The 23257-nt window shown below is 66.8% G+C and carries 24 protein-coding genes; 4 read left to right on the forward strand and 20 right to left on the reverse strand.

Translation table 11 applies throughout. The features are described 5' to 3' along the window. Positions 1–43 precede the first annotated feature (43 nt). Positions 44–610 carry a pseudouridine synthase gene (locus ACEN9G_RS03970; protein ID WP_495605527.1) on the forward strand — a complete coding sequence of 189 codons (567 nt, stop codon included), beginning with the start codon at positions 44–46 and terminating at the stop codon, positions 608–610. A gap of 134 nt (positions 611–744) precedes the next feature. Then, positions 745–957, forward strand: a complete 213-nt coding sequence (locus ACEN9G_RS03975) for a hypothetical protein (RefSeq protein ID WP_483127712.1) — start codon at positions 745–747, stop codon at positions 955–957. A gap of 219 nt (positions 958–1176) precedes the next feature. Here the strand turns inward: ACEN9G_RS03975 and rpsT are convergent, their stop codons facing one another. Beyond that, positions 1177–1443: a 30S ribosomal protein S20 gene (gene rpsT, locus ACEN9G_RS03980; RefSeq protein WP_036237481.1), complete on the reverse strand. Its 267-nt coding sequence runs from the start codon at positions 1441–1443 to the stop codon at positions 1177–1179. A 178-nt stretch (positions 1444–1621) separates the two neighbouring features. Here rpsT and murJ point away from each other — a divergent pair, with 178 nt between their 5' ends. After that, the gene (murJ, locus tag ACEN9G_RS03985) at positions 1622–3166 is read left to right on the forward strand and encodes a murein biosynthesis integral membrane protein MurJ (protein WP_413345370.1); all 1545 of its coding nucleotides are present in this window, start codon (positions 1622–1624) and stop codon (positions 3164–3166) included. Here murJ and ACEN9G_RS03990 read toward each other — a convergent pair. Genes ACEN9G_RS03990 through gspG form a run of 11 tightly spaced genes read right to left on the reverse strand, consistent with a single transcriptional unit; the run spans position 3159 to position 12732 of the window. Then, positions 3159–3887 carry a type II secretion system protein gene (locus tag ACEN9G_RS03990; protein WP_483127713.1) on the reverse strand — a complete coding sequence of 243 codons (729 nt, stop codon included), beginning with the start codon at positions 3885–3887 and terminating at the stop codon, positions 3159–3161. The genes murJ and ACEN9G_RS03990 overlap by 8 nt on opposite strands. Beyond that, positions 3874–4254 (reverse strand): type II secretion system protein, encoded by a 381-nt coding sequence (locus ACEN9G_RS03995; RefSeq protein ID WP_413346053.1) that lies wholly within the window; start codon positions 4252–4254, stop codon positions 3874–3876. The genes ACEN9G_RS03990 and ACEN9G_RS03995 overlap by 14 nt, the downstream gene beginning before the upstream one ends. Before the next feature lie 4 nt (positions 4255–4258). Beyond that, complete coding sequence (locus ACEN9G_RS04000) at positions 4259–4738, reverse strand: type II secretion system protein (protein WP_413387405.1); 480 nt, start codon at positions 4736–4738, stop codon at positions 4259–4261. 7 nt (positions 4739–4745) lie between these two features. Continuing rightward, positions 4746–6866 (reverse strand): secretin GspD/PilQ domain-containing protein, encoded by a 2121-nt coding sequence (locus tag ACEN9G_RS04005; RefSeq protein WP_483127714.1) that lies wholly within the window; start codon positions 6864–6866, stop codon positions 4746–4748. Continuing rightward, positions 6863–7456: a hypothetical protein gene (locus ACEN9G_RS04010; protein WP_483127715.1), complete on the reverse strand. Its 594-nt coding sequence runs from the start codon at positions 7454–7456 to the stop codon at positions 6863–6865. The genes ACEN9G_RS04005 and ACEN9G_RS04010 overlap by 4 nt, the downstream gene beginning before the upstream one ends. Further along, a complete protein-coding gene (locus tag ACEN9G_RS04015) occupies positions 7453–8034 on the reverse strand; it encodes a hypothetical protein (protein WP_413346367.1) in 582 nt (193 codons plus the stop codon). The genes ACEN9G_RS04010 and ACEN9G_RS04015 overlap by 4 nt, the downstream gene beginning before the upstream one ends. Beyond that, a complete protein-coding gene (locus tag ACEN9G_RS04020) occupies positions 8031–8582 on the reverse strand; it encodes a PilN domain-containing protein (RefSeq protein ID WP_413387398.1) in 552 nt (183 codons plus the stop codon). The genes ACEN9G_RS04015 and ACEN9G_RS04020 overlap by 4 nt, the downstream gene beginning before the upstream one ends. Next, positions 8579–9400, reverse strand: coding sequence for a hypothetical protein (locus ACEN9G_RS04025; protein ID WP_413387397.1), 822 nt, complete (start codon positions 9398–9400; stop codon positions 8579–8581). The genes ACEN9G_RS04020 and ACEN9G_RS04025 overlap by 4 nt, the downstream gene beginning before the upstream one ends. Continuing rightward, positions 9393–11084 carry a GspE/PulE family protein gene (locus tag ACEN9G_RS04030; RefSeq protein ID WP_413343787.1) on the reverse strand — a complete coding sequence of 564 codons (1692 nt, stop codon included), beginning with the start codon at positions 11082–11084 and terminating at the stop codon, positions 9393–9395. The genes ACEN9G_RS04025 and ACEN9G_RS04030 overlap by 8 nt, the downstream gene beginning before the upstream one ends. Continuing rightward, on the reverse strand, positions 11081–12268 hold the full coding sequence (locus ACEN9G_RS04035; protein ID WP_413343789.1) for a type II secretion system F family protein: 1188 nt from the start codon (positions 12266–12268) through the stop codon (positions 11081–11083). Before ACEN9G_RS04035 ends, ACEN9G_RS04030 begins: the two co-directional genes overlap by 4 nt. A gap of 20 nt (positions 12269–12288) precedes the next feature. Then, positions 12289–12732, reverse strand: coding sequence for a type II secretion system major pseudopilin GspG (gene gspG, locus ACEN9G_RS04040; RefSeq protein ID WP_371764717.1), 444 nt, complete (start codon positions 12730–12732; stop codon positions 12289–12291). Between the two features lie 472 nt (positions 12733–13204). On the opposite strand from gspG, the gene ACEN9G_RS04045 reads away from it, so the two are divergent. Beyond that, entirely contained in the window at positions 13205–13465 is a 261-nt protein-coding gene (locus tag ACEN9G_RS04045; RefSeq protein ID WP_413343791.1) for a hypothetical protein, read from the forward strand. Here the strand turns inward: ACEN9G_RS04045 and ACEN9G_RS04050 are convergent. The 8 genes from ACEN9G_RS04050 to ACEN9G_RS04085 all read right to left on the reverse strand — a co-directional run bounded on the left by ACEN9G_RS04050 (position 13420) and on the right by ACEN9G_RS04085 (position 23254). Then, on the reverse strand, positions 13420–14184 hold the full coding sequence (locus ACEN9G_RS04050) for a LuxR C-terminal-related transcriptional regulator (protein WP_483127716.1): 765 nt from the start codon (positions 14182–14184) through the stop codon (positions 13420–13422). The genes ACEN9G_RS04045 and ACEN9G_RS04050 overlap by 46 nt on opposite strands. Positions 14185–14186: 2 nt before the next feature. Next, positions 14187–14870, reverse strand: a complete 684-nt coding sequence (locus tag ACEN9G_RS04055; protein ID WP_413344154.1) for a winged helix-turn-helix domain-containing protein — start codon at positions 14868–14870, stop codon at positions 14187–14189. 192 nt (positions 14871–15062) lie between these two features. Then, positions 15063–15623 carry an NF038129 family PEP-CTERM protein gene (locus ACEN9G_RS04060; RefSeq protein ID WP_413344155.1) on the reverse strand — a complete coding sequence of 187 codons (561 nt, stop codon included), beginning with the start codon at positions 15621–15623 and terminating at the stop codon, positions 15063–15065. 14 nt (positions 15624–15637) lie between these two features. Further along, a complete protein-coding gene (locus tag ACEN9G_RS04065; protein ID WP_483127717.1) occupies positions 15638–18625 on the reverse strand; it encodes an ExeM/NucH family extracellular endonuclease in 2988 nt (995 codons plus the stop codon). Positions 18626–18727: 102 nt separating this feature from the next. Next, a complete protein-coding gene (locus ACEN9G_RS04070; protein WP_413337492.1) occupies positions 18728–19756 on the reverse strand; it encodes a TIGR03790 family protein in 1029 nt (342 codons plus the stop codon). Positions 19757–19831: 75 nt separating this feature from the next. Then, positions 19832–20545 (reverse strand): PEP_CTERM-anchored TLD domain-containing protein, encoded by a 714-nt coding sequence (locus ACEN9G_RS04075; RefSeq protein WP_413337491.1) that lies wholly within the window; start codon positions 20543–20545, stop codon positions 19832–19834. A 127-nt stretch (positions 20546–20672) separates the two neighbouring features. Next, complete coding sequence (locus ACEN9G_RS04080; RefSeq protein ID WP_413337490.1) at positions 20673–22091, reverse strand: mannose-1-phosphate guanylyltransferase/mannose-6-phosphate isomerase; 1419 nt, start codon at positions 22089–22091, stop codon at positions 20673–20675. Continuing rightward, entirely contained in the window at positions 22088–23254 is a 1167-nt protein-coding gene (locus ACEN9G_RS04085; protein WP_413337489.1) for a nucleotidyltransferase family protein, read from the reverse strand. Before ACEN9G_RS04085 ends, ACEN9G_RS04080 begins: the two co-directional genes overlap by 4 nt. Between the last annotated feature and the right edge of the window lie 3 nt (positions 23255–23257).

Here is a 23257-nt window from a genome sequence, read left to right on the forward strand (position 1 = left end):
GACGGGCCAGAGGCTCGCTATTTTGCTCCAAAATCCATCCTTCATGTCCCTCATCCTGTTCAATAAACCCTTCCAGGTGCTGTGCCAGTTCTCGCGCGAGGACGAGCGCGAAACCCTCGCCGACTACCTCGACATCCCGAACATATATCCCGCCGGCCGGCTCGACGCCGACAGCGAAGGCCTGATGCTGCTGACGGACGACGGCCGCCTGCAGCACCAGATCGCCCATCCGGACCACAAGGAAGCGAAGACTTATCTAGTACAACTGGAGGGGATCGCCGACCGCGCCACCCTCGACCGCCTGCAGGCGCCGATCGACCTGGGCGACTTCATCACGAAGCCGTGCCGCGCCACGCTGATCGCGGAGCCGGAGTGGCTGTGGCCGCGTAACCCGCCCATCCGCGTGCGCCAGGACAAGCCGACCAGCTGGATCGCGATCACGCTCGAAGAGGGGAAAAACCGCCAGGTGCGCCGGATGACGGCCGCCGTCGGCCTGCCCACGTTGCGCCTCGTGCGCTCGAGCATCGGGCCGTTTTCGCTGGCGACGCATCCGCTGCTGCCGGGCGAGTGGATGGAAGTGCCGGCCGCTGCCGTGGGCGGGAAGCGGTGACACGCTTGAGGCAGATCAACCTTTCCAAACGTTAATGTAGGACGAGCAGAAAACTGTCAACCGGCAATTCCGAGGCACCGTTAAGGGGACAGATTCACCGTTGTGGATCACCTTCTTCTTTAAAGGAACCCGAAATGTCCAAACTGATCGCTGGCCTGGTTGCTTCCCTGTTCGCCGTTTCCGCTTTCGCCGCCCAGGCCCCGGCCGCAGCCGCAGCCGCCCCGGCCGCATCGGCCACCGCCGAGCAGCCCGCCGCTCCCGCGAAAAAAGTGAAGAAGCACCACAAGAAGGCCAAGAAGGCCGCCGCAGCCGACGCAGCCGCTCCGGCCGAACCGGCAGCCAAGTAAGCGAGCGCTCGACGCTCACCCAGGCAGCCTGCGGGCTGCCTTTTTGTTGTCAAAAACCGGGGTCAGAGCCCGGTTTTTGGCAACAGCCTTTAGTCAACAGAGAATTCGGGCAACAAAAAACCCGCCGGACTTGCGTCGGGCGGGTCGTTGTTATTGAGTCCCCCGGACTCAATAACTCCATGCGCAGCCGGGGCCGCGCGGGCGTTGCTGTCGGGTGTATTAAGCCGACAGGGCCTTGATGGCGGCAGCCAGGCGGCTCTTGTGGCGAGCGGCCTTGTTCTTGTGGATGATTTTCTTGTCAGCGATGCTGTCGATGGTCGACACGGACTGCTGGAAGATTTGCGAAGCAGCGGCCTTGTCGCCAGCCTGGATGGCCTTTTTGACGGCCTTGATTGCGGTACGCAGGGTCGAGCGCTGAGCCGAGTTGTGTGCGTTTTGCTTGACTGCTTGACGAGCGCGCTTGCGCGCCTGTGCGGTATTTGCCATGGAATTTCCTAATCGGGGTCAAGTTGCGTTTGCAAACATTCAAACCGGCCCATTCCAGTGCCTGCCAAACGAGTGTCTGCTAACAGAATTCAATACAGCCCTCGATTATAGCGAAGGTTTCAACGAAGGGCAAATCCTGGTTCGTTTTTGTGCAATAGCCCAGCTATAATCGCGGGCTATGAACCTACTCAAGACCCTGGCAGCCATCTCGAGCATGACGATGCTGTCCCGTATCACCGGCCTGTTGCGCGACTCCCTGTTTGCCCGCGCGTTCGGCGCCAGCGATTATACCGACGCCTTCAACATCGCCTTCCGCCTGCCCAACCTGCTGCGCCGCCTGTTCGGCGAAGGCGCGTTCTCGCAGGCGTTCGTGCCGATCCTGGCCGAGTACAAGAGCCAGAAAGGCGACGCCGCCACCCGCACCCTCGTCGACCACGTCGCCAATACGCTCGTGTGGGCGACGCTCGCGACGAGCCTCGTCGGCATCATCGGCGCGCCCGTCGTCCTGTACGTCATCGCCAGCGGCCTCGAAGGCCCCGCGTTCGACGCCGGCGTCGTCATGACCCGGCTGATGTTCCCGTACATCCTGTGCATGTCGTTCGTCGTGCTGGCCGGCGCCGTGCTGAATACCTGGCGCGAATTCAAGATTCCCGCGTTCACGCCCGTACTGTGGAACCTGTCGTCGATCTTCTTCTCGTTGTTCATGGTGAAGTATTTCGACGTGCCGATCTATTCGATGGCGGTGGCCGTGATGGTCGGCGGCGTGCTGCAGGTCGGTATCCAGGTCCCCGCGCTGAAGCGCATCGGCATGCTGCCGCGCCTGTCGATCAATCCGTTCGCCGGTCTGTCCGACCCGGGCGTGCGCCGCATCCTCAAGAAGATGGGCCCGGCCGTGTTCGCCGTGTCGGCCGCGCAGATCAGCCTCCTCATCAACACGAACATCGCGTCGCGCCTCGGCGCCGGCAGCGTCTCCGTGCTGCAGTACGCGGACCGCCTGATGGAGTTCCCGACCGGCATGCTGGGCGTCGCACTGGGCACGGTGCTGCTGCCCAGCCTGTCGAAGGCGAATGCCGACGGCGATCCCGTCGAATACTCCTCCCTGCTCGACTGGGGCCTGCGGTTGACGTTCCTGCTCGCGCTGCCGGCCGCCGTCGGCCTCGCGACCCTGGCCGAACCGCTGATCGCCACCTTGTTCAACTACGGCGCGTTCAACGCCCGCGCCGTCACGGCCGCCACGGCGCCGCTGATGGCCTATGCGGCCGGGCTGCTCGGCATCATCCTCGTCAAGATCCTGGCCCCGGCCTTCTATGCGCGCCAGGACATCCGCACGCCGGTCAAGATCGCCGTCGGCGTGCTCGTCGCCACGCAGTTGATGAACCTCGTGTTCGTACCGGTACTGGGCGTCGCCGGCCTCGCGCTGTCGATCGGTCTCGGTGCGTGCATCAACGCGAGCTTCCTGTTCACGGGCCTGCGCCGGCGCGCGATCTACGTGCCGCATGCGGGCTGGCTGCCGTTCTTTTTCAAAGTCGTCGTGGCAGTCGCGCTGATGGGCGCCGTGGCCTGGTTCAGCCAGGCGCAGCTCGACTGGGCCGCACTGCGTGCCCATCCCCTGCTGCGCGCGGGCGCCCTGTTCCTCATCATCGGCGCCTCCGCCGTCGTGTATTTCGCCGTGCTGCTGGCGCTGGGCTTCCGGCCGCGCCACTTCATGCGCCGCGCTAAGTAGCCGGGGTAGCCTGGCGGTTCTCCGCCTCAGGCTCTTTCTCTTCCTTGTCAGGAGGCGGTGCATCGGCACCCGGCGCATCGGCGCCCGGCGCATCCACGCCGGGCGCCGGTGGCGGCGGCGCGTCCCGCTCGGGAAACATCGACGGCTGCTGCGGCGTGCCCGCGGGCGGGTCCTGGAACAGCGACGGCTGGCCGGGCATCTGCGGCTTGCCCTGCGCGAGGACCTGCCCCTGCATCAGCGCCTGTCCGGTCGCCGCGAACTTCCAGTCCGACACGTGCTGCTTGTTCTCGAAACCGGAAAAGCGCTTGTCGAAATTCGCCACCTTCAGCGGCTTCGCCTTCGACAGGCTGTACACCGCCAGCACGCCGCGCCGGTCGCCGGGATTGGCCCACACGATACCCCACTCGGCCTTGCCCGTCAGCGGGTCGACGAAGATCTTGCGCAGATGCCGGCGCACGCCGGGAAAACGCGGATCCTTCAGCAGTTCCTGCAGCGACGGCGGCTGCGCCGGCTGGCCCTTCGGCGTCGCTTCGGCGTACGTGCGCAGCGCTTCGCCGAACGCGGCGCCGATGTCCAGCAGTTCTTCCTCGGCGGCCGCGCGCCGCAGCAGCGCGTCGACCTTCAGCGTGGCCGCGCCGACGAGGCCGATCACGGTCACGAGGATGATGAGGCCGAGGTAAGTAAAACCGCCCTCGCGCCGCGGCGTCCTACCATTCCGCATACGGCTTGCCGTTGCGGCCCGTGCCCGGCGCGCCGCTGTGGATGTCGTGGATGCCGCCCTTGTCGCCATCCTCGGGCGGGACGACCGTCCAGGCCGAATCGCTGTCCGCGATCGGATCGAACGGCAGCGCCGGCAGGTATTTTTTCTCGACGAGCTGCTGCAGCGAATCCGGGTAGCGCCCCGTGTCCTCGTAAAACTGGTCGATGACGGCACGCGTGTTGCGCAGGTTCTCGGCCAGGATGGTCTCCTTGGTGCTGTCGACCTTCGGGAAGAAACGCGGCGCCGCGAGCGTGAGCAGCAGCGCCACGATGCCCAGCACCACCAGCAGTTCGATCAGGGTAAAACCCCGTTGTCGTTCGAGGTTCATGTCTTCACCAGCGGTTGTAAGGGATGCCGTTCAGCCCGACCTTGCCCGAGGTCGAGTAGACGTCGTACACGTCGTCGCCCTCTTTCGGCTCGTCCGGCTCGCTGGCGTAGCTGCGCTTGCCCCACGTCTCCGCATCCTTCAGGTCGGGGTCGCCGTTGAACGGGTCACGCGGCAGGCGGCGCAGAAAATAAATCTTCGCCTTCTTCGGGCTGCGCTGGTCCGGCACGCCCTCGACCAGCACTTCCAGCTTCGGCGGATAACCGCTGGCGCCGGCCTGGCGGGCCACGCGACCTTCGTCGCCGGCCTTCTTGTAGGCGTCGAGGGCGGCGCGGATCTCGCGCAGCGCCACGCGCAATTCCTGTTCGTGGCGGCGCTGCAGCGCGATCTGCGCGGTTGGCACCACCAACGTGCCGAGCAGCGCCAGGATCGCGAGCGTGACGAGCAGCTCGATCAGGGTAAAGCCGCGCCGGCGCCGGGTGCTCATCGCACGCTTACTTCTGGTTCGGGAACGCGGCCTGCGACGCCGGCACGCGGTTGGCCGCCGGCTGCACAGGCTGCACTGGCGTCACCTCCGGCTGCGGCAGCGGCGTGATGTCGATCGCGGGCGCGGACGGCAGTTCCGACGGCGAGCTGGAGGCCGGCGCGGGCGGCAGCGTGCCGGTCCTGCCGACGCTGGTGGCCGGGACCATGCCGGTTTCGCCAATCACGGGCAACGGCGCCGGCGGCTGTGGTTGCGACTGCGCGGCGGGCGGCTGCACGGCGCCGGCGGGCGGCACCGGCGGGCGCGCGGGCGCAGCGGCCGGCGCCGCGCGCGCACCCTGCGCCGGAATCTGCACCGGCGTGCGCACGTTCGTGTCGGGACGGCGCCGGAAGCTGGCCTCCGTGCCGGCGCTGAATTCGGAGCTCGATGCCGGCGGGCGCTGCAGGGTGCGGATCAGGTGCGGCGTGATCGACAGCACGACCTCGGTCTTGTTGCGCGTGTCCTGCTGGCTGCCGAACAGGCGGCCCAGTATCGGCAGGTCGCCGATGCCCGGCAGCTTCGTGCTGCTGGAGCGGTCTTCGTTCTTGATCAGGCCCGCCAGCACCTGGTTCTCGCCATCCTTCAGCTGCAGCATCGTGGAGGCCGAGCGCGTGCCGATGCGGTATGCCGTCGTGCCGCCCTTCGTCGTGACCGTGTCGACCAGGTTGCTGACTTCCAGCGAGATACGGATGCCCACTTCGTTGTTCAGGTAGATCGTGGGCTCGACGTCCAGCTTCAGGCCCACGTCGACGTAGTTCACGGACTCGGACGCGAAGCCGCCCACGCCCGACGAGATGGTCGTCGTGATGGTCGGCAGCTTGTCGCCGATGACGACCTTGGCCTTTTCCTTGTTGCGCACGCGGATGCGCGGCGCGGCCAGCGTGTCGGAATCGCCGTCCGTCTTGCTGGCCGTGATCGAACCGGCGATCCCGGTCACGCCGATCGTCGTGCTGTCCAGGTGGTGCAGCTGGTCGATCGTGATCGCGCCGCCGGCCGCCGTCGTCAGCGGCGCGAACGCGAGGCTCGTGGGCCAGTCGATGCCCAGGTCGAGCAGGCGGTTGCGCTGCACTTCCAGCACCTCGACGTCCAGCATCACCTCGGCCTCCGGCACGTCCTGCAGCGCCACGAGCTGCGACGCCAGCTTCACGGCTTCCGGCGTGTCGCGCAGGATCACGAGGTTGAGCTTCTCGTCCACGACGACGTCCTTCGATTTCAGGATCGTCTTGAGCGTGTTGCCGATCGACTTCGCTTCCGCATTGGCCAGGTAGAAGGTCTTCACCGTCATCTCCTGGTATTCCTTCTGCTTGGCCGCGATGTTCGGGTAGATCAGGATCGTGTTGCCGTCCATGACCTGGCGCTCCAGCTGGTTCGTCATCAGGAGATAGTACACGGCCGCTTCCACCGTGCTGTTCTTCAGGAAGACCGACGCGCGCTGGTCCGTCTTGACGTCCTTATCGAACAGGAAGTTCAGGCCCGAGTGGCGCGCGATGACTTCGAAGATCTGCTTGATCGGCGCGTCGCGGAATTCCAGGTTGATGGGCGTGCGGAACGCGGCCGCCAGCGCCGCCTCGGGGGAATTCGCCGCGATCTTGTCGTTCACCTCGGCCAGCAATTGACGCGCCGGTTCGTGCGTCGGGCGCTCCGTCAGGATGGCGGTCAGCTTCGTTTTCGCCGTGTCGTAATCCTTGCGCTCCAGCGCGGCGCGCGCTTCTCCCATCAACACCCCGTGACGGCGGTCGGCATCCACCTGGCGCAGGCCGGCGCGGGCGCGGTCGTTGAGCGGATCGATCGCCAGCACGCGCCGGTAGTCAGCCACGGCCAGGTCGACCTTGCCGTCGGCCAGTTCACGGTCGGCCTGCGGCAGCAGGCGGTTCGTGGCGGCGTCGCGGACGCGCAGGTACGCGGACTTGTACTGGACGTTGGTCGGATCGGCGGCCAGCGCTTCCTGGTATTTGGTAAGCCCGGCCTCGACCTTGTCCTGGGCCACGAGCTCGTTGCCTTCGCGGTAGGCCATTTGGGCCGCGCAGCCGGACAGCAGGATGGCGAGCAGCGCCGGGAGCAGGCGCCGGGCCAGAGTTGGGCGAGCGATCAATCGAATACTCCAATATTAAGCTGTTGAACCTGGTTCAGCGGCAGGTAGGTCAGGGTCAGGACCGGCGGCGCGATGGACTCGACGCGGTACGTCCCGTCGATCACGGCGCCCTTCTCGCGCACGACGTACGTGCGGTCGCCGCGCGCCAGGTAGACTTCCCAGGCGCCGTCGCCGACGGACTTGCCGATGAAGGTGAACGGCAGCGGCGGCGCGGTGGGCGGCGGTGGCGGTGGCGCGGGTTGCGGCGGCGGAGGTGGCGGGGGTGGCGGCGTCCAGTCATGGCGCCCGAACGGACCGGCGCCGTTCTGCCCCTGGCCGAACGCGGCGTCGCCGTCCCCGATCAGCGTGTCGCGCGGCACCAGCGCGAGGATCTGCTGTCCCGCGGGCGCATCGCCGGCCTTGGCCGCCGGCACGACGGGCACCGGCGCCGGCACGGCCGTGCGCACGAGCGCCGCCTTCGCGACGGGACGCTCGACCGGTTCGGCGATGTCGCCTTGCGGCGCCCGGTCGCCGAACGCGGCCAGCAGCGCGGCGCCGACGAGGGCCAGCGCGAGGATCGCGTGGCGCGGCTTGATGTCGGCCTTCTTCATGACGGATCCGTCCCGTCGCGCAGGTACAAGGTCAGCTTCAGGCGCGCGTCCACCGTCGCGTCGCCGATGGCGTCGCGGTGGAAGGTGATCTCGTCCAGCGACGCGAACGGAATCGCGCGCAGCGCCGCCATCGCGAACTGCCAGATCGCCGCATAGCTGCCTTTCACCGGCAGGTTGACCTGGTACGTGTACACCTTCGCATTGCGGTCATAACCCGGCTTGTACTCGCCCTGGCGCAGCACGAGGCCCGACCTGGCCGCGAGGCCGAACAGCGTCTTGACCTGCTGCTCGGCGCTGCCGCGCACGCCCAGTGCGCCGTAGAAGGCGGCGAGGTTGTCCGGAGCCTGCGGGGGCACGGGTGCCGGCGCGGATGCAGGTGCGGTGGCCACCTGCGCGTTCTGTTTCGCCTGCGCGGCGCGTGCCTCCTGCGCCCGTTCCATCGCCCACACGACATGCAGCGTCCACGCCAGCGCGCCGGCCATCACGAACACGAGGATGCCGGCCGCCGCCACGAGCGGATTCGCGCGCAGCAGCACCAGGCGCAGGCGCAGCAGGGGCGACGTCAAGGTCGTCTTCATCGCGGGGACCTCCACTGGGCATCGATCTGGAAGCGGATCGGCCGGTTCGCGTCCTGTTCGTTGATCTCGTGGCGCGCCAGCAGGACGGTCGTGAACCACTCGACGCGCTGCAGCGCCTCGACGTAGGCGATCATGTCGTCGCTGGTCTTCGCTTCCGCCGTGATGCGCACGCTGCTCTTCCTGGCGTCCGGTTCCAGCGCCAGCAGCGCGATGGTGGCGGGCGTCGCCGCCTGGACCGCGTCGTGCAGGCCGCGCCACGGCAGGTTCAGCTGCTGCACGGACGCGTTCACGGCACCGGCCTGCGCGGGCGGCACCGTGCGCGCGGGCGCGGCGACGGGTGCGCGCGCGACCGCGCGTGCCTGCGCCTGCGCGACCTGCGCCGTCCGCTCCGCTTCCACGCGCTGCAGGCCGCGGTATTGCGCGACAGTGCTCGCGAGCGGCCCCGCCAGTGCCAGAGCGGCGATCAACAGGCTCCACGTCCCGCGCGGCGCGCGGTGCCACGTGCGCGCGAGGCTGGGCGGCGCGAAATCGATGCGGACCTTCTTCATGGCGCCCTCCCCGTCAGCGCGAGCCGGGCGCAATCGGGCCACAGCGGATCGGTTTCGTCCTCGAACAGCGTGCAGGCGAATTTCAGCCGGCCCGCGCTGCTCGCCCAGCCTTTCGGCGCCGGGCCGCAGATCTGCAGGCGCTCCGGCCGCGACAGGCCCACCCGCAGCGCCTCGCGCGCCACGTGGCCCTCGAGCCAGTCGCGGTCCGCGCCGGCCGGGATCGGCGCCGTGCGCACGGCCGCGAGCAGGTCGCCGTCGAACGCGGCAATACTCAACACGCCGCCGTGCACGACGCCGAACCACGCGCCCGCGCGGCGCACGCGGCGGTGCTGGTTCAGTGCGGCGACGAATTGCGGCACGATCTCGACCAGCCTGAAACGCTGGGAGATTGCTGCCGTCGTCAGTTGCTCGAGCAGGGACAGCGGCACCGCGGCCGCGAGGAACGGGCGCGCCGCGTCCCAGTCCGCGCTGATGCTCCAACCGGACACGCCGCCGCCGAACAGCGCCTGGTAGCGCAGCATGGCCGCCGCTTCGAGGTCGGCGAGGCGCGTCGCGCCTTCCGGTGGCGTCACCTGCCACAGACGCGCGAGGTCGTCGGCCAGCACCACCGTCACCGGCAGGCCGGCCACGTCATGCTCGCCCAGCAGCATGCCCAGCGCCGCGCCGAGCGACACCGGATCGGCGCCCGTCGCCGCCACCTGGCCGAGCAGGCGCGCGCGCTCGTGCGGCCAGATACTCGTGCGCACGAGCGCCAGGGCGTCGGGCGCGATGCCGATGCGCAGCGACTGGCCGAAGCTCGACTTGAAACCATTAAGCATGCAGCGTGACCCTCCGGATTTCCTCGATGGTGGTGGCCCCGCGTTTCACGAGATCCAGCGCCGCGAGGCGCAGGCTGCGCGTGCCGTTGGCGGCGGCGGCGGCCTTGATGCGGCGGATCGGCTGCTTGTCGACGATCAGTTCGCGGATCTCGTCGTTCAAGGTCAGGATCTCGGCGATCGAGCGGCGGCCTTTGTAGCCGGTGCCGCGGCAATCGCCGCACCCCAGGCCGTGCATGAACTGGTAATCGTGGACGTCGGCGCGCGTCAGGTGCGCGCACGCCAGTTCGTCGTCGGACGGCGTGTACTGGACCACGCAGCGCGGGCAGTTCATGCGGATCAGGCGCTGGGCCCAGATGCCGTTCAGCGCCGACACGAACGCGTACGGGTCGATGCCCATGTGCGTGAAGCGGCCGAACACGTCGAACACGTTGTTGGCGTGGACCGTCGTCAGCACGAGGTGGCCCGTCAGCGCCGACTGCACCGCGATCTCCGCCGTCTCGCGGTCGCGGATCTCGCCGACCATGATCTTGTCCGGATCGTGGCGCAGGATCGAGCGCAGGCCCTTCGCGAACGACAGGCCCTTCTTTTCGTTGACGGGAATCTGCAGGATGCCCGGCAGCTGGTATTCGACCGGGTCCTCGATCGTGATGATCTTTTCGCGGCCGTTGTGGATCTCGGTCAGCGCCGCGTACAAGGTGGTCGTCTTGCCGGAGCCCGTCGGCCCCGTCACGAGCAGCATGCCGTACGCCTCCTGCGCGAGCATGCGCAGCGTCGCCAGCGACGGCGCGTCGAAGCCCAGCGCTTCCAGCGTGAGCGAGCCGTACGCTTCGATCATCGCGCGCTTGTCGAGGATACGGATGACGGCATCCTCGCCGTGGATGCTGGGCATGATCGACACGCGCAGGTCGATCTCGCGCCCGGCCGATTCGACGCGAAAGCTGCCGTCCTGCGGGATGCGGCGCTCGGCGATGTCCAGCTCCGCCAGCACCTTCAAACGCGAGATGATGTGCTCCGCCAGTTCGATGCCGCCGACGGACGCCGCGTGATCGAGCACGCCGTCCACGCGGTACTTGACGGCGAGACCGCCCGCGGTGCTTTCCAGGTGGATGTCGGAGGCGCCCGCCTTCAAGGCGTCGTACAGGGTCGAGTTCACGAGCTTGACGGCGGGGCTCGCGGCTTCCGACACGGACGCGAACGACAGCACCGTCGCGCTCTTGCCGTCGCGGCGCCCCTCCCCGCTGTCGCCGACGAGCGTGTCGACGGCGCGCGCGGATTCCTCCTGCTTGCCGAGGTACGCCTGGATGTCCGATTGCAGCGCGAGGCGCAGGTGCAGCGGAGACGCCGCCGTCGCGCCGGCCTGCGCCTGCAGCCAGGTCTGCAGGTCGAGGTCGAACGGGTCCGCGATCACGCCCGTCAGGTGTTTCGCATCGTCGCGCAGCAGCACGCAGTGGCGTGCCAGCGCCTGCGCCAGCGGCAGCAGGTCGAACGCGGGCTGCTGGCCGAACATCTCCGGCGTTTCCATCGTGGCGAGGCCGAACGGCTCGGCGAGCAGGCGTACGATCTCGCGCGGCTCCAGGCCCGACAGGCCCTGCAGTTCTTCGACGAGCGAACGGCGCGATTGCCGGCTCTGGGCGCGCGCGCGCGCCAGCAATGCGGCATCCAGGATTGCTTCCGGCGCGTTCACGACATGTCTCCGGCGAGATCGAAAATAGGCATGTACAACAGCACGACGATGGCGCCGACGACGAGGCCGATCGCCGCCATCAGCAGGGGTTCGAAAGTACGGGTGAAACGGTCGATCCAGCGGCCGATCTCGCCGTCGTAGAACGCGGCCGAGCGCGTGAGCATCGTACCCATCGAGCCCGTGCGCTCGCCCACGCGCAGCATGCGCAGCGAGATCGGCGTCGTCAGGCCGTTCGCCTCGAACGCGTCGGACATCGGCCGTCCCGCCTCGATCGCGGCGCGCGCCGCTTTCAGGCCGCCGGCGATACCGGGCGATACCATGCCCTGCACGGTGTCGATCGCGTTCACGAGCGTGATGCCGCCTTCGTTCAGCATGCCCAGCGTGAGGTACAGGCGCGAGAGTTCATAGATGCGGGCGCGCTCGCCGATGCCGGGCAGCTTCGCCAGCAGGCGCGCGGCGCCGCCCTGTTTCAGCGCGCGCCGGATGGCCCACGCGGCCAGTGCGACGAATGCCGCGAAGCCGATGAAGAGCCCCGCCGCATGCCGGCCCGCGAACTGGCCCCAGTCCAGCATCAGGCGCGACATCCACGGCAGGTTGCGGCCCGCGCCCTGGTACACCTCGGCGAAGCGCGGCACCACGTACGACATCAGAAAAATGCTCACGCCGCCGCCCACGAGCAGCAGGATCGCGGGATAGATCGACGCGCTGACGACCTTGGCGCGCACGGTGTCGATGCGCTGCTGGTATTCGATATAGCGTTCGAGCGCGCGCGGCAGGTCGCTGGTCCCCTCGGCCGCGCGCACGATGCCCACGTACAGCGGCGGGAACAGCGCGGGCTGCGCGGCCATCACGGTGGACAGGCGCTTGCCTTCGCGCAGGCCGGCCAGCAGCCGTTCCAGCACGCTGCGCGTGGCGGGACTGGTTTCCTTTTCCAGCAGCGCTTCCAGGCCTTCGACGATGCCCAGGCCCGCCGTCAGCAGCGCGAGCAGCTCCTGGCTGAACAGCACGAGCGACAGCTTGCCGCCGCGCTGGCGGCGCAGCAGCGGCGCCTGCGCGGGTTCGATCGCGCTGACGAACAGCCCGCGCGCCTCGACCTGGCGGCGCGCGTCCGCCTCGTCGAGGGCGTCGACGAGCACGCTGGCGATGCGCATGTCGGGCGCAAGGGTGCGAACCGCGAACTGCATGGGAGCGACCGGCCGGAGCGTTATTGGGAGCTGATGTCGGCGTTCTCGCCTTCGCCGCCCGGCTGGCCGTCCTTGCCGAGCGAGAGTATTTCATACTCGCCCTTCGTGCCGGGCGCGCGGTACTGGTAGGCATGGCCCCACGGATCGAGCGGGACACCCTTCTTCAGGTACGGGCCGTTCCACTTGCCGGACGCCGTCGACGGCGCCGTGAGCAGCGCGGCCAGGCCCTCTTCCGTCGTCGGATAGCGGCCGACGTCGAGGCGGTACGTGTCCAGCGATTTTTCGAACGCTTCGATCTGGGCCTTGGCCACGGTGACCTCGGATTTGCCCAGTTGGGAGAAATATTTCGGGCCGACGTAAGCCGCCAGCAAACCGATGATAACGATAACTACCAAGAGTTCAAGCAGGGTAAAACCAGCCTGGCGGACCCGCGCGGCGGTGTCCTGGTTCTGCACACGATACATCCAACCGACTCCTCTATTGCTTTGGTGTAAAGCCTTGCATGAAGGCTACCATGGCCCCGTCATGGCGACAAATCATTTTCCTGCATCGATCGTCGGTCGAATTCGCAAACGGATTTCTTGTTCGCAAAATTTTAACCTTCTTCTGCTCGCCTGAACACTGTTGCGCAATTGTTCCCCCATCCTTAGGGTCAGGGACGACGGAATGCCTAGCATACCTCGTTATCTGTGTGAAATCCTTTATGTTTTTTCGTTAATGGGGGAAGGATTTGTGTCGTTTTCGCGCGAATTTTTCTTACCTTCATTTAAAGTTTCCGTGAGGATATTTCCTCATATCATCGCTTATCTTCGCTTATTTCCGCACGAAAATATTTCGAAATGATAATATTTGCACGAAATTAACAACAAAAATATTGAGCTACGGAAAAACTGCCGTTACAGTGACGCATCGATGAGTTTTGCGTTGCCTTGAATCATGAAAATCTCCGCTTTCCGTACCGCTATCGCCGTCACCCTCGCCGTCACCCTCGCCGCCTGTGGCAGTGGCGCCCAGATCGACCAGCCGGTCCAGACCGCCGCGATGACGGGCAGCGCCGCCCAGGTCGCCTCGGCCAACTCGCCCGCGCCGGATTGCGCGGCCGATGGCTGCAAGGGCCTGCGCATCATCGACGCGAACGCCGAAGCCTACCGCTACGAAGCCATGCGCCGCGCGGCGGCCGACGCACCGCAGTCCTGATCCTCCCCCAGCAGCCGTAGATCCATGCAGCGCGCCAGCGCGTGCGCCCGGTTGTTGACGCCGAGCGTGCGGTAGATCCGCTGCAAATGGTTCTTGACGGTCAGCGCGCTGATACCCAGCAGCCTCCCCATCTCGTCATTGCTCTTCCCCGCCCGCAGCCAGCCGATGATCTCGGTCTCGCGCGCGGAGAGCGCACGTGCCGGCGCCCCGTCCACGGCCGTCCGCGCCGCCGGCAGGCGCCCCAGCGCCAGGTGCAGGTGCGGCAGCAGCAATTCCAGGAAATACGCGTGACGCGCCGTCGGCCGCACCGCCAGGCCGAACAGCAGAAACACGCTGCCTCCGGCGCTCGTCGGCCCCGTGCCGTGCGCGAGCACGTTGTCGAACCCCAGCCGCAGGATCTCGCCGCCCAGGCCGTCCGGCGCCGCGCGCGCATCGATCGCCACCGCCAGCCGTCCACTCCGCGCGATGCGCAGCGCCAGATCCGTCAACGCCTGCCGCCCCTCCGGCGCCAGCACGGTGCCGTGCAGGCAGTCCACCCGTGTGAGGACACCGCCATGGCCGAATTGCAGGCACACGAGCACCCGGTGCGGCAGCAGCGCCTGCACCTGGCCCTGGGTCCACAGGAAGAACTGGTGCGGGCCGGCCACGCGCAGGCCGGATTCGATGGCGCACAGCAAGTATTCCTGCTCCTGGCGGCTGAGGATGACGACGGGGTCCACGGTCAGGCGACGAAGCGGTAGCCGGTGCCGCGCACCGTCTCGATATGCTCCTGGTGACCGCTCGGCTGCAGCGCGTGGCGCAGGCGGCCCACGTGGGCGTCGACCGTGCGCTCCTCCAGCACGGCGTGCCTGCCCCAGACCTTGTCCAGCAATTGCGAGCGCGTGTGCACCCGCTCCGGATGGTGCATGAGGAAGTTTAGTAAACGGAATTCGACGGGTCCCAGCGCGACGGGGCTCGCGCCGGCCACCACGCGCTGCGTGTACGGATCGAGGTGCAGGCCGGCCATCTGCACGGCATCGACGGACGCATGCGGCGCGCGCCGGCGCAGCACGGCCTGCATGCGGGCCAGCAGTTCGCGCGGGTTGAACGGTTTCGTCAGGTAGTCGTCGGCGCCGGCTTCCAGCGCGAGGATCTTGTCGTGCTCCCCTGCCCGCGCGGACACCATGATGATGGCGATCCCGCGCGTGCGCGCCTGCGCGTGCAGGCGCCGGATCAGCGCTTCGCCCGACTGGCCGGGCAGGTCCCACTCCAGCAGCAGCATGTCGGGGACGGCATCGTCGAGCAGCACGAGCGCCGACTCGGCGTCCGCGCACAGGCGCACGTCGTGGCCGGCACGGGTCAGGTTCAGTTCGAGCAGCTGGCGGACGGCCGGGTCGGGGTCCGCCACGAGGACATGTGCGCGCATATAAGATCCTTGTCTCGGCGACAACAGGATCGAATATGCACTAAGCAAAGTCCGATGAACAATATGATTTCTGTTGGAAATTCATATGTTTATCGAATAAATCGACGCTCCGTCGTTCCCGCGGAAGCGGGAACCCATGCCGGGCTGGCTTAACACGCTCAGCATGGATCCCCGCGTGCGCGGGGATGACGTTCAGGCCCGGCGCCGCTGCATCGCCCCCAGCAAGACGAGACCCGTCGCGACGATCAACCAATCCGCCGGCTCCGGCACCGGATTCACGGTCGCGACGCCGGGATCGACGGCAATCGCCGCCGGCTCCCCCGCCACCAGGCTGATCTGCGCCGCCTGGAACGACAGGTAGTCGCCCACGCTGTCCAGCAGGCTGACGGACAACCCGATGCTGCCGCCGTCCGTCGGCGCGCCGCCGAACGTCACGTCGAAGCCGAATTTGCCGCCGAGCGTGATCGACTGGAAGAACTCCGAGAACGCGTCGCTCGAGAACGTGTACGAACCGCCCGACTGCACCACGTTGTCGAGCGACGGCGTGCCCGTGAAAGCGCCGTCCAGGCCGCTGATCGTCGCGGTCAGCACCTCGCTCGTGGCGAACGGCAGGAAGTCGATCTGCATGTAGCCGTCGCCGCTCGTGCCCGTCGTGTCGAGGGCCACGTGGTAGACCGGGTTCGCGCTCGCGGCGCCGGCCAGCAGGGACAGCGCCAGCAGCGCGCGGGCGAAGAAGGTTTTCAGGTTCATCATGTGCGATCTCTCAATCAAAAGGTGCCGGAATACAGTTTGGACGTGAACGTGATGTTCGTCTTCGACGGGTTCGTGAACGTCAGCGCCACGGTCACGGTCGCGCCCGGTGCGAGGGTCGTGCCCGGCAGGGTCACGTAGGGCGCGCCATTGAAAGCGCCGCTCCTGTTGTCGAGCGTGACGCCGGCCGGCAGGCCCTGCAGCACGTATTGCAGCGGGCCGGACAGTGCAGCGCCGCTCGTGTTCGTGAACGTCACGTTGCCGCTGAATTTGCCGGTGACGCGGTTGTAGCCGAGCGTGCCCGGCACGATCTTCACGCTGGCCGTGACGTCGGCGTAGGCCGGCGCCAGGTTCAGGCTCACGACGACCGGATCGTGGTCGGACGCGCGGAACGGATTGTTCACGTACGGGTCATCGGCCGTGTCGCCCAGGTTGTAGTCGATCGCATCCGGCTCGTCCGCGTTGTTGTGCCACTCGGTCACGCCGGCCACCTGCGGGTCCAGGGCGCTGCTGGCCAGCGCATGGTCGAGGTAGCCGCTCTGGCCGTCGAACACGTACGAATACGGCATGCCGTTCGGCCGCACGAAGCGCTCCAGTTCGTTGACCATGCCGTTGTCCGTCAGGTACGCGATCGGGTCTTCATGGCCGTATGCGTTGAAGTCGCCCACGGCCAGCACGTCCGGGTCCCCCGCGGCCGCCACGACGGTCGGGATGAAGTCGGTGAACAAACGTTTGGCCTGCAGCACGCGGGTCGCGGTCCAGCAACCCTGGCCGTCGCCGCTGTCCGTGTCGCCGGCACCGGCGCCGCCGCAGCTGCCTTTCGACTTCAGGTGGTTGACGATCAGCGAGAACTTCGCGCCGTTCGCGTTGACCTTGAACGTCTGGGCCATCGGCGGACGGTTGTTGACGGCGTCGCCGTCGGACAGCGCGCCGCCCACCGGCGTCAGCACGGCCGGTTTGTAGATCATCGCCACGCGGATCGCGTCCGTGCCCGTCGCGGCCGGCTTCGCCACGTAGGCGTACGTCGGCGTCGGCGCGCCGATCGCCTGGTTCAGCGCGTCGACGAGGTAGCTCACCGTGATGTCGCCGTTGTTCTGGATTTCCATCAGGCCGACGGCATCCGCGTTCATCGCCTTCAGCTCATTGACGATCTTGTCGCGCTGGCGGTTGAACTCGGCGACATTGTCGGCGCCGCGGCAATTGCTCCTGGACGGTGCGGACGAGCCGATCGTGCAGCCCTGCCCCGTGCGGCCCCACGCGTCGGTGCCGTCCGTGAACGTCGTGAAGAAGTTCAGCACGTTGGCGCTGGCCACGCGGACATTGCCCGCGACGACGGTCGGCGCATCGTCGCGCGCGTTCGTGCGGCTGAACACGGGGGTCTCGGTCGGCTGCAGCTTGTACCAGCCCCCGCCACCGCCGATGGCGCCGAAGTCGAGCACACCGACGAGGTCCGTCACCGTGTCGCCCGCGCGCACGGTCTTGTCCGCCGCAAGATAAGGGATGTGCGGCGGCACGGTGAAGATGCCGTCGTCCAGGATCACCATGTTCTGCGCGTTGGCGGCGATCAGCGCGTTTGCCTCCGCCGTGCCGGCGCGGTAGCGGTTCGTCGGCGTCTCGCGGCGGCCGTTGGCCAGCACCAGCTCGCCGCGGTCGCCCAGGTAGCTGTTGCCGTTGACGGTCAGCGGATTCGTGAAGCGCACGAGCATGCCTTCGTAGTGGCTCAGCTCGGTCGGCAGGTCGATGTTGACGGGGACAATCGTGTTGCCGCTGCCGAGGACCGTGGCGGCGCTGACGTCCTTCAGTTCCGTGTACGAGCGCTTCGCACCGTTCGGCGTGAACTCCGTCACGGTGCCCGTCACGCGCACGAGGTCGCCTTCCTTGACGGCGGCTGCCGCGGTGGCCCCGAACACGAAGATCGCGTCGGACGTGTCCGGATCGCCGTCGCCCTGCGGGTCCTGGATGTAAAAGCCGCTGCCCAGTTTCTTCGTGACGACGCCGGACGTCGTCTGTACCGTGTTCACGTACGGGCTCGCCAGGCCGCTGCCCTGGATCTGCGGGATCTTGACGAGGCCGCTGACGGCGACGTTGACGGTGCAGCTCGCGCTCTGGCTCGCGTCGTTGGCGAACGTGATCTCGACCGGGTACGTGCCGGCCGGAAGGCTCGCGTCGACGACGAGGTTCGCGGTCGCCGTGCGGTTGTCCGTCGTGGCCGCCGTGAAGCCCGTCAGGCTGATGCCGGCCACGGCGCCCTTGCTGATGACGGCGCTGTTGACGAGGCTGTCGGCGTCGCTCGCCTGCAGCGGCGCGGTCGCGCCCTTGCCGACTTCGATGCCGACGCTGCCCGGGCACGCCAGCACGATCGGCTGCGGCAGCGGCGCGCCGCTGCACGACACGCGGTCGCTGGACGTGTTGCGCGGGGCCGCCGAACCGGTGACGAAGTCGTTGCTGTTGTCGTCGGAGTCCAGGCAGCCATTGTTCTTGCGCAGCACGGCCAGCGTGTTCGACGGCGCCGGCGTGGCGCCCGAGCCTTCGTAATAGCCGGCGGTGGTGCCGAAGCCGACGAGGTCGACGACGTTGTCGACGGGCTTGCCGCCGGCCAGGGCCGTCACCGAGTTGACGAGCGCAACCTTGCCGGCCGTCGCACTCATCGTGATGGTGCCGGTGGCATCCGGCGTCAGCGCGTCCGTGCCGCCGCTGCCCAGTGCCTCATGCACGAGGTAGTACTGGCCGGCCGCCAGCGTGACGCTGGCGGGCAGCTTCGTTACCTGCCAGCTCGTTCCCGTGGCCGATGCGTATTGCACGCTCCAGTTCGTCAGGGTGACGGCCGTGTCGCCCGTGTTCAGCAGCTCGATGTAATCGTTCTTGTAGGTGGCGCCTGAGTTGCCGCCGCCGCCGTAGACCTGGCTGATGACGACGCCGCCCGGCGCGGCGAACACGGGTGCCGCTAGGGCCGCCAGCAGCGCGGCCAGCACGGTCATGCGTCCTGGAGAATGCAAATGTGTCATGGGTTATCCTGGAAATGATTTGTCAATGCAACACTTAACAAATGTATATTAAATGCACAAATTGACAACATCATGACCACGGATTAGTCCGAACGGACCAATTCAGCGCTTGCGGTAAGGCGCGGCCAACGGCTCCCCGATGAACAGCCCCTGCGTGGGCCACGCGACGCTTTTCCAGTAGGCCTCGATTGCGCTATTGCCCTGCACATAGTGCTTGAGCAGCACCGCCGGATTCGGGAATTTCTGCCAGTGGTTGCAGGGCTCGCTGACGGTGCCATAGCTGGCGGTCGCGCCCGCTTCCAGCCAGCGCAGGCTGCTCATCTGCTCGCCGCCGAGCAGGTCGCCGCCCAGCGATGTCAGGTGATCGGCCAGCGCGCCGGGCAGGAAATGCAGCGTGTCCAGTTTGGCGACCTCGGCCATGCCCGTCTCGTAGACCATGACGTCCTGCGCGCCCTCCAGCACGTCGGCCTGCATCGTCTTCGTCGCCAGCTTGCGCGCGGCGATCCTGCCGGCCGGCGGGAAGAACTGGGCGCGGGAATTGCGCACCTTTTCCGACGTCGCCAGGAAGTAGGCGGTGGCCGGCACGATCCGGAAGCCCGCACCGGCGCCGCGGTCGATCAGGGCCTTCGCCTGCTCCACGGATTCCGTCGGCAGCAGCATCGAGATGCGGATGTTCAGGTCGGTGTACGGACGGGGGGAACTGGAATTGAAGTACGGGCTCGGCCGCCCCGGCAAACACGTCTTGATGCACTGGTCGGGATCGAACCCGAGGCTGTACGCGCCCGTGATCGAATTACACGCGACCTTGTACGGCGCGGTCCACACCATCAGCACCGCCTGCACCTCGGGCCGCAGGTGCGCGTCGATCTCTTCCTTCAGTTGCGCGAAGCGTTCCGGGCTGATCTCGTGCGGCTTGCCGGGTATGCGCACGTGCACGACATTGGCCGCCGGGATGCCGCGCCGCTTGCGGTAGTACTCGCCGACCTTGACGCTGTTCGGTTCGGCATCATTGATGACGATCGCCAGTTGATCCGGCTGGAGGTGGGAGGCGCTGACGAATTGGGCACGAGAAGGTGCCGCTAGTAAAACGGCGAGGAACAGGAAGAGGCAGAGTCTCGGGATCCGGGTCATGGGCAATGGCAACGTAATGAAAAACGGGAGCGCGAGGCTCCCGTTCATCATGCCACAGCTTGCAAAGCAAACAACTTAGGAATGGCTTAGCGTGCGCTTGCGCACCGTAACGCCCAGGATGCAGATGCCCGCCAGCAGCATCGCGACGTTCCCGGGCTCCGGCACCGGCGAAATCGCGAACACTTCCATTGCATTCAACTTGACGATCTCGCCGTGCAGGCTGCCGTCGATGATGCTGTAGCCTTCGTTTGCCGGATTTCCATAGCTCAGTTGCCACGACGTGGCCGCCGTCAACGCGTCGTTGACGTACAGGTCCGGTCCGGAACCGAAGATGGGACCGTAGCCGGCCTCGTTATAGGTCTGGCGCAAGCCCTGGCTCGGCAGCACGTAGTCCGTCAGGACCTGGCGGTACACGGCCGGCGTCGTCATGTTGAACAGGAAGGCCGTGCGCTGCCAGTCGCGCTGGGTCTCGTGCCAGCCTTCATCCGACGCCCAGCCCTGCGGGTTGTAGCCGCCCACGAGGTAGCTGGCGCCGGCGTCGTTCGTCACGTCGAACAGGGTGAAGGTCGCGCCCTTCCCGTCCGCGCCCGCGTGGAAGGCGTCCGACGTATCGCCGGGACGCAGGGTGTACACATTGCTGAGGTTGAATTCGCCGGCGCCGAGCCAGCGTTCGAGTTGGGCGTGGCTGTCCGCGTCCAGCAGAGCAGATCCGCCGATGATATCGCCTGCCGCCGCCGTGCCGCCGACGCCGGCGAGCGCGCATGCCGCGATGATCGTCTTCATCTTCATGATGTTCCCCCGATGGGTTTCGACGATGCATTGTATGCCGCATGCGTGCGGCCATACGCACTGTAGCGCTACGGAACTAAAGGAAAAGACGCGTCCGCACGAGAAATACGGACGCGGGGATGTGGGCTTACGCCCGCTTGTAGATGTCCTCGAAGCGGACGATGTCGTCCTCGCCCAGGTAGCTGCCGGACTGCACTTCGATCAGGTGCAGCGGCAGCTTGCCCGGGTTTTCCAGGCGGTGCGTCATGCCGATCGGGATGTACGTCGACTCGTTCTCGGACAGCAGGGTGACGTTGTCGCCGCACGTGACGCGGGCCGTGCCGGACACGACGATCCAGTGCTCGGCGCGGTGGTGGTGCATCTGCAGCGACAGCTTTTCGCCCGGCTTCACGCAGATGCGCTTGACCTGGAAGCGTTCGCCCGCGTCGATGCCTTCGTAATAGCCCCACGGACGGTACACCTTCGTGTGGTACAGGTGTTCCGTGCGCTCATTGCCCTTGAGGTGGTCGACGACGTTCTTCACGCGCTGGACCATGTCCTTGTGCGCGACGAGCACGGCATCGTTCGTCTCGACGACGACGAGGTCCTTCACGCCCACGACGGCCACGATGCGGCTCTCGGCGCGCACGAGCGTGTTGCTCGTGCTGTCGAGGTAGACGTCGCCGCGGATCGCATTGCCGTTGGCATCCTTGTCCTGCACGTCGGCCAGCGCCGACCAGGAACCGACGTCGCTCCAGCCGATGTCGGCCGCGACGACGACGCCGTCGCGCGTGTGTTCCATCACCGCGTAGTCGATCGAATCGGACGGGCTCGCGGCGAACGCGGCTTCGTCCAGGCGGCAGAAGTCCAGGTCGCGGTACGCCGACTGCACGGCGGCGCCGGCAGCCTCGGCGATCGCCGGCGCGTGCTTCCCGATCTCGGCCAGGAAGCGGTCGGCACGGAACATGAACATGCCGCTGTTCCAGTAAAAGCCGCCGTCGGCGACGAAGCCTTCGGCCGTGTTGCGGTCCGGCTTTTCGACGAAGCGCTCGATCTTGTAGCAATCGTCGCAGCCCGGCAGCGGTTCGCCGCGGCGGATGTAGCCATAGCCCGTTTCCGGGGCGCTCGGCACGATGCCGAACGTGGCCAGCGCGCCCTGCTCCACCTGGACCGCGGCACGTTCCACCGCGAGGCGGAACGCTTCGTTCTTTTCGATCACGTGGTCGGCCGGCAGCACGAGCATCACGGCGTCCGGATCCTGCGCTTTCAGGAAGGCGGCCGCGGCTGCCACGGCCGGGGCCGTGTTGCGGCCCGCCGGCTCGAGCAGGATGCCGTGCGGCGTGATGCCGACGCCGCGCAGCTGCTCGGCCACGAGGAAGCGGTGCTCATTGCCACAAACCACCAGCGGCGCCATCAACCCCGGCCAGCCGCGGACCCGCAGCGCGGTTTCCTGCAGCATCGTCTTGTCCGTCACCAGCGGCAGCAGCTGCTTGGGCATCACTGCCCGCGACAGCGGCCACAAACGGGTACCGGCACCGCCGGAGAGGATGACTGGGTAAATTTTCATGCGTTGGCTTTCTCTAATGTCTTGTCTGTTTCTTCGGCCTGCTCTTTGCGCCGGCTGCGGCGACGGTCGCGCGCGTTCAGCCACTCCGACGAGCTGTACTCGGAGGAATGCTTCATCTCCCCGGCACGGTCGATGCTGTAGTCTTTGAAAACGATCATTTCATGTAAAGTCACGTCGTTCAGCACGCGAGTGTACTCGAAAAGCACACTACGGACGACCTCGGCACCCTCGCAGATGTGGCTGCCATGGCCGATCCACGTGGGGCCGATGATCGTGGCGCCGGCCTCGATCTTGACGCCGGAACCGATGTAGACGGGGCCCTTGATCGTCGTGCCCCGCCAGTCGATGCTCGTGTTCAGGCCGGTCCACAGGCCCGGCTCGATCTGGATGCCCGGCACATCCATATGGTTGACCTCACCAGTCAGCACGTTCTGCAGCACTTCCCAGTAATCGCTCACGCTGCCGATGTCCAGCCAGTTGAACGGACGGCCCTGGGCATAGAACGGCATGCCCTTTTCGGCCAGCAGCGGGAACAGCTGGGAACCGATGTCGAACTCCACGCCCGACGGGATCAGGTCGATCACTTCCGGTTCGAAGATGTAGATGCCGGTGCTGATGAAGTTCGACAGCGCCTCTTCCTGCTTCGGCTTTTCCTGGAACTGGGTGATGCGGCCATTCTGGTCGGTCACGACGACGCCATAGCTCGACACCTTGTCCCACGGGACTTCCTTCGTGATGACGGACGCCACGGCGCCCTTGCGGCGATGCTCCGCCAGGGCAGCCTTGAGGTCCAGGTCGATCAGCGCGTCGCCGCACAGGACGATGGTCGTGTCGTCGAAGAAGCCGCCGAATTCCTGGATCTTCTTCATGCCGCCGGCCGAACCGATCGGCACGGCAACGACTTCGCCATCTTCCTTCGTGTAGCCTTCGAAGGAATAGCCGATCTGGACGCCGTACTGCTCGCCCTCGCCGAAGTATTCCTCGATCTTTTCGTGCAGGTGGCTGACGTTCACCATGATCTCGGTCACGCCGTGCTTGCGCAGGTGCTCGATCAGGTAGGCCATCACGGGCTTGCCCAGCACGGGGATCATCGGTTTCGGCAGGTCATAGGTCAACGGACGTACACGCGTACCTTTGCCTGCTGCAAGAATCATCGCTTTCATGGT

Source organism: Massilia sp. Masssp94, assembly GCF_059491305.1.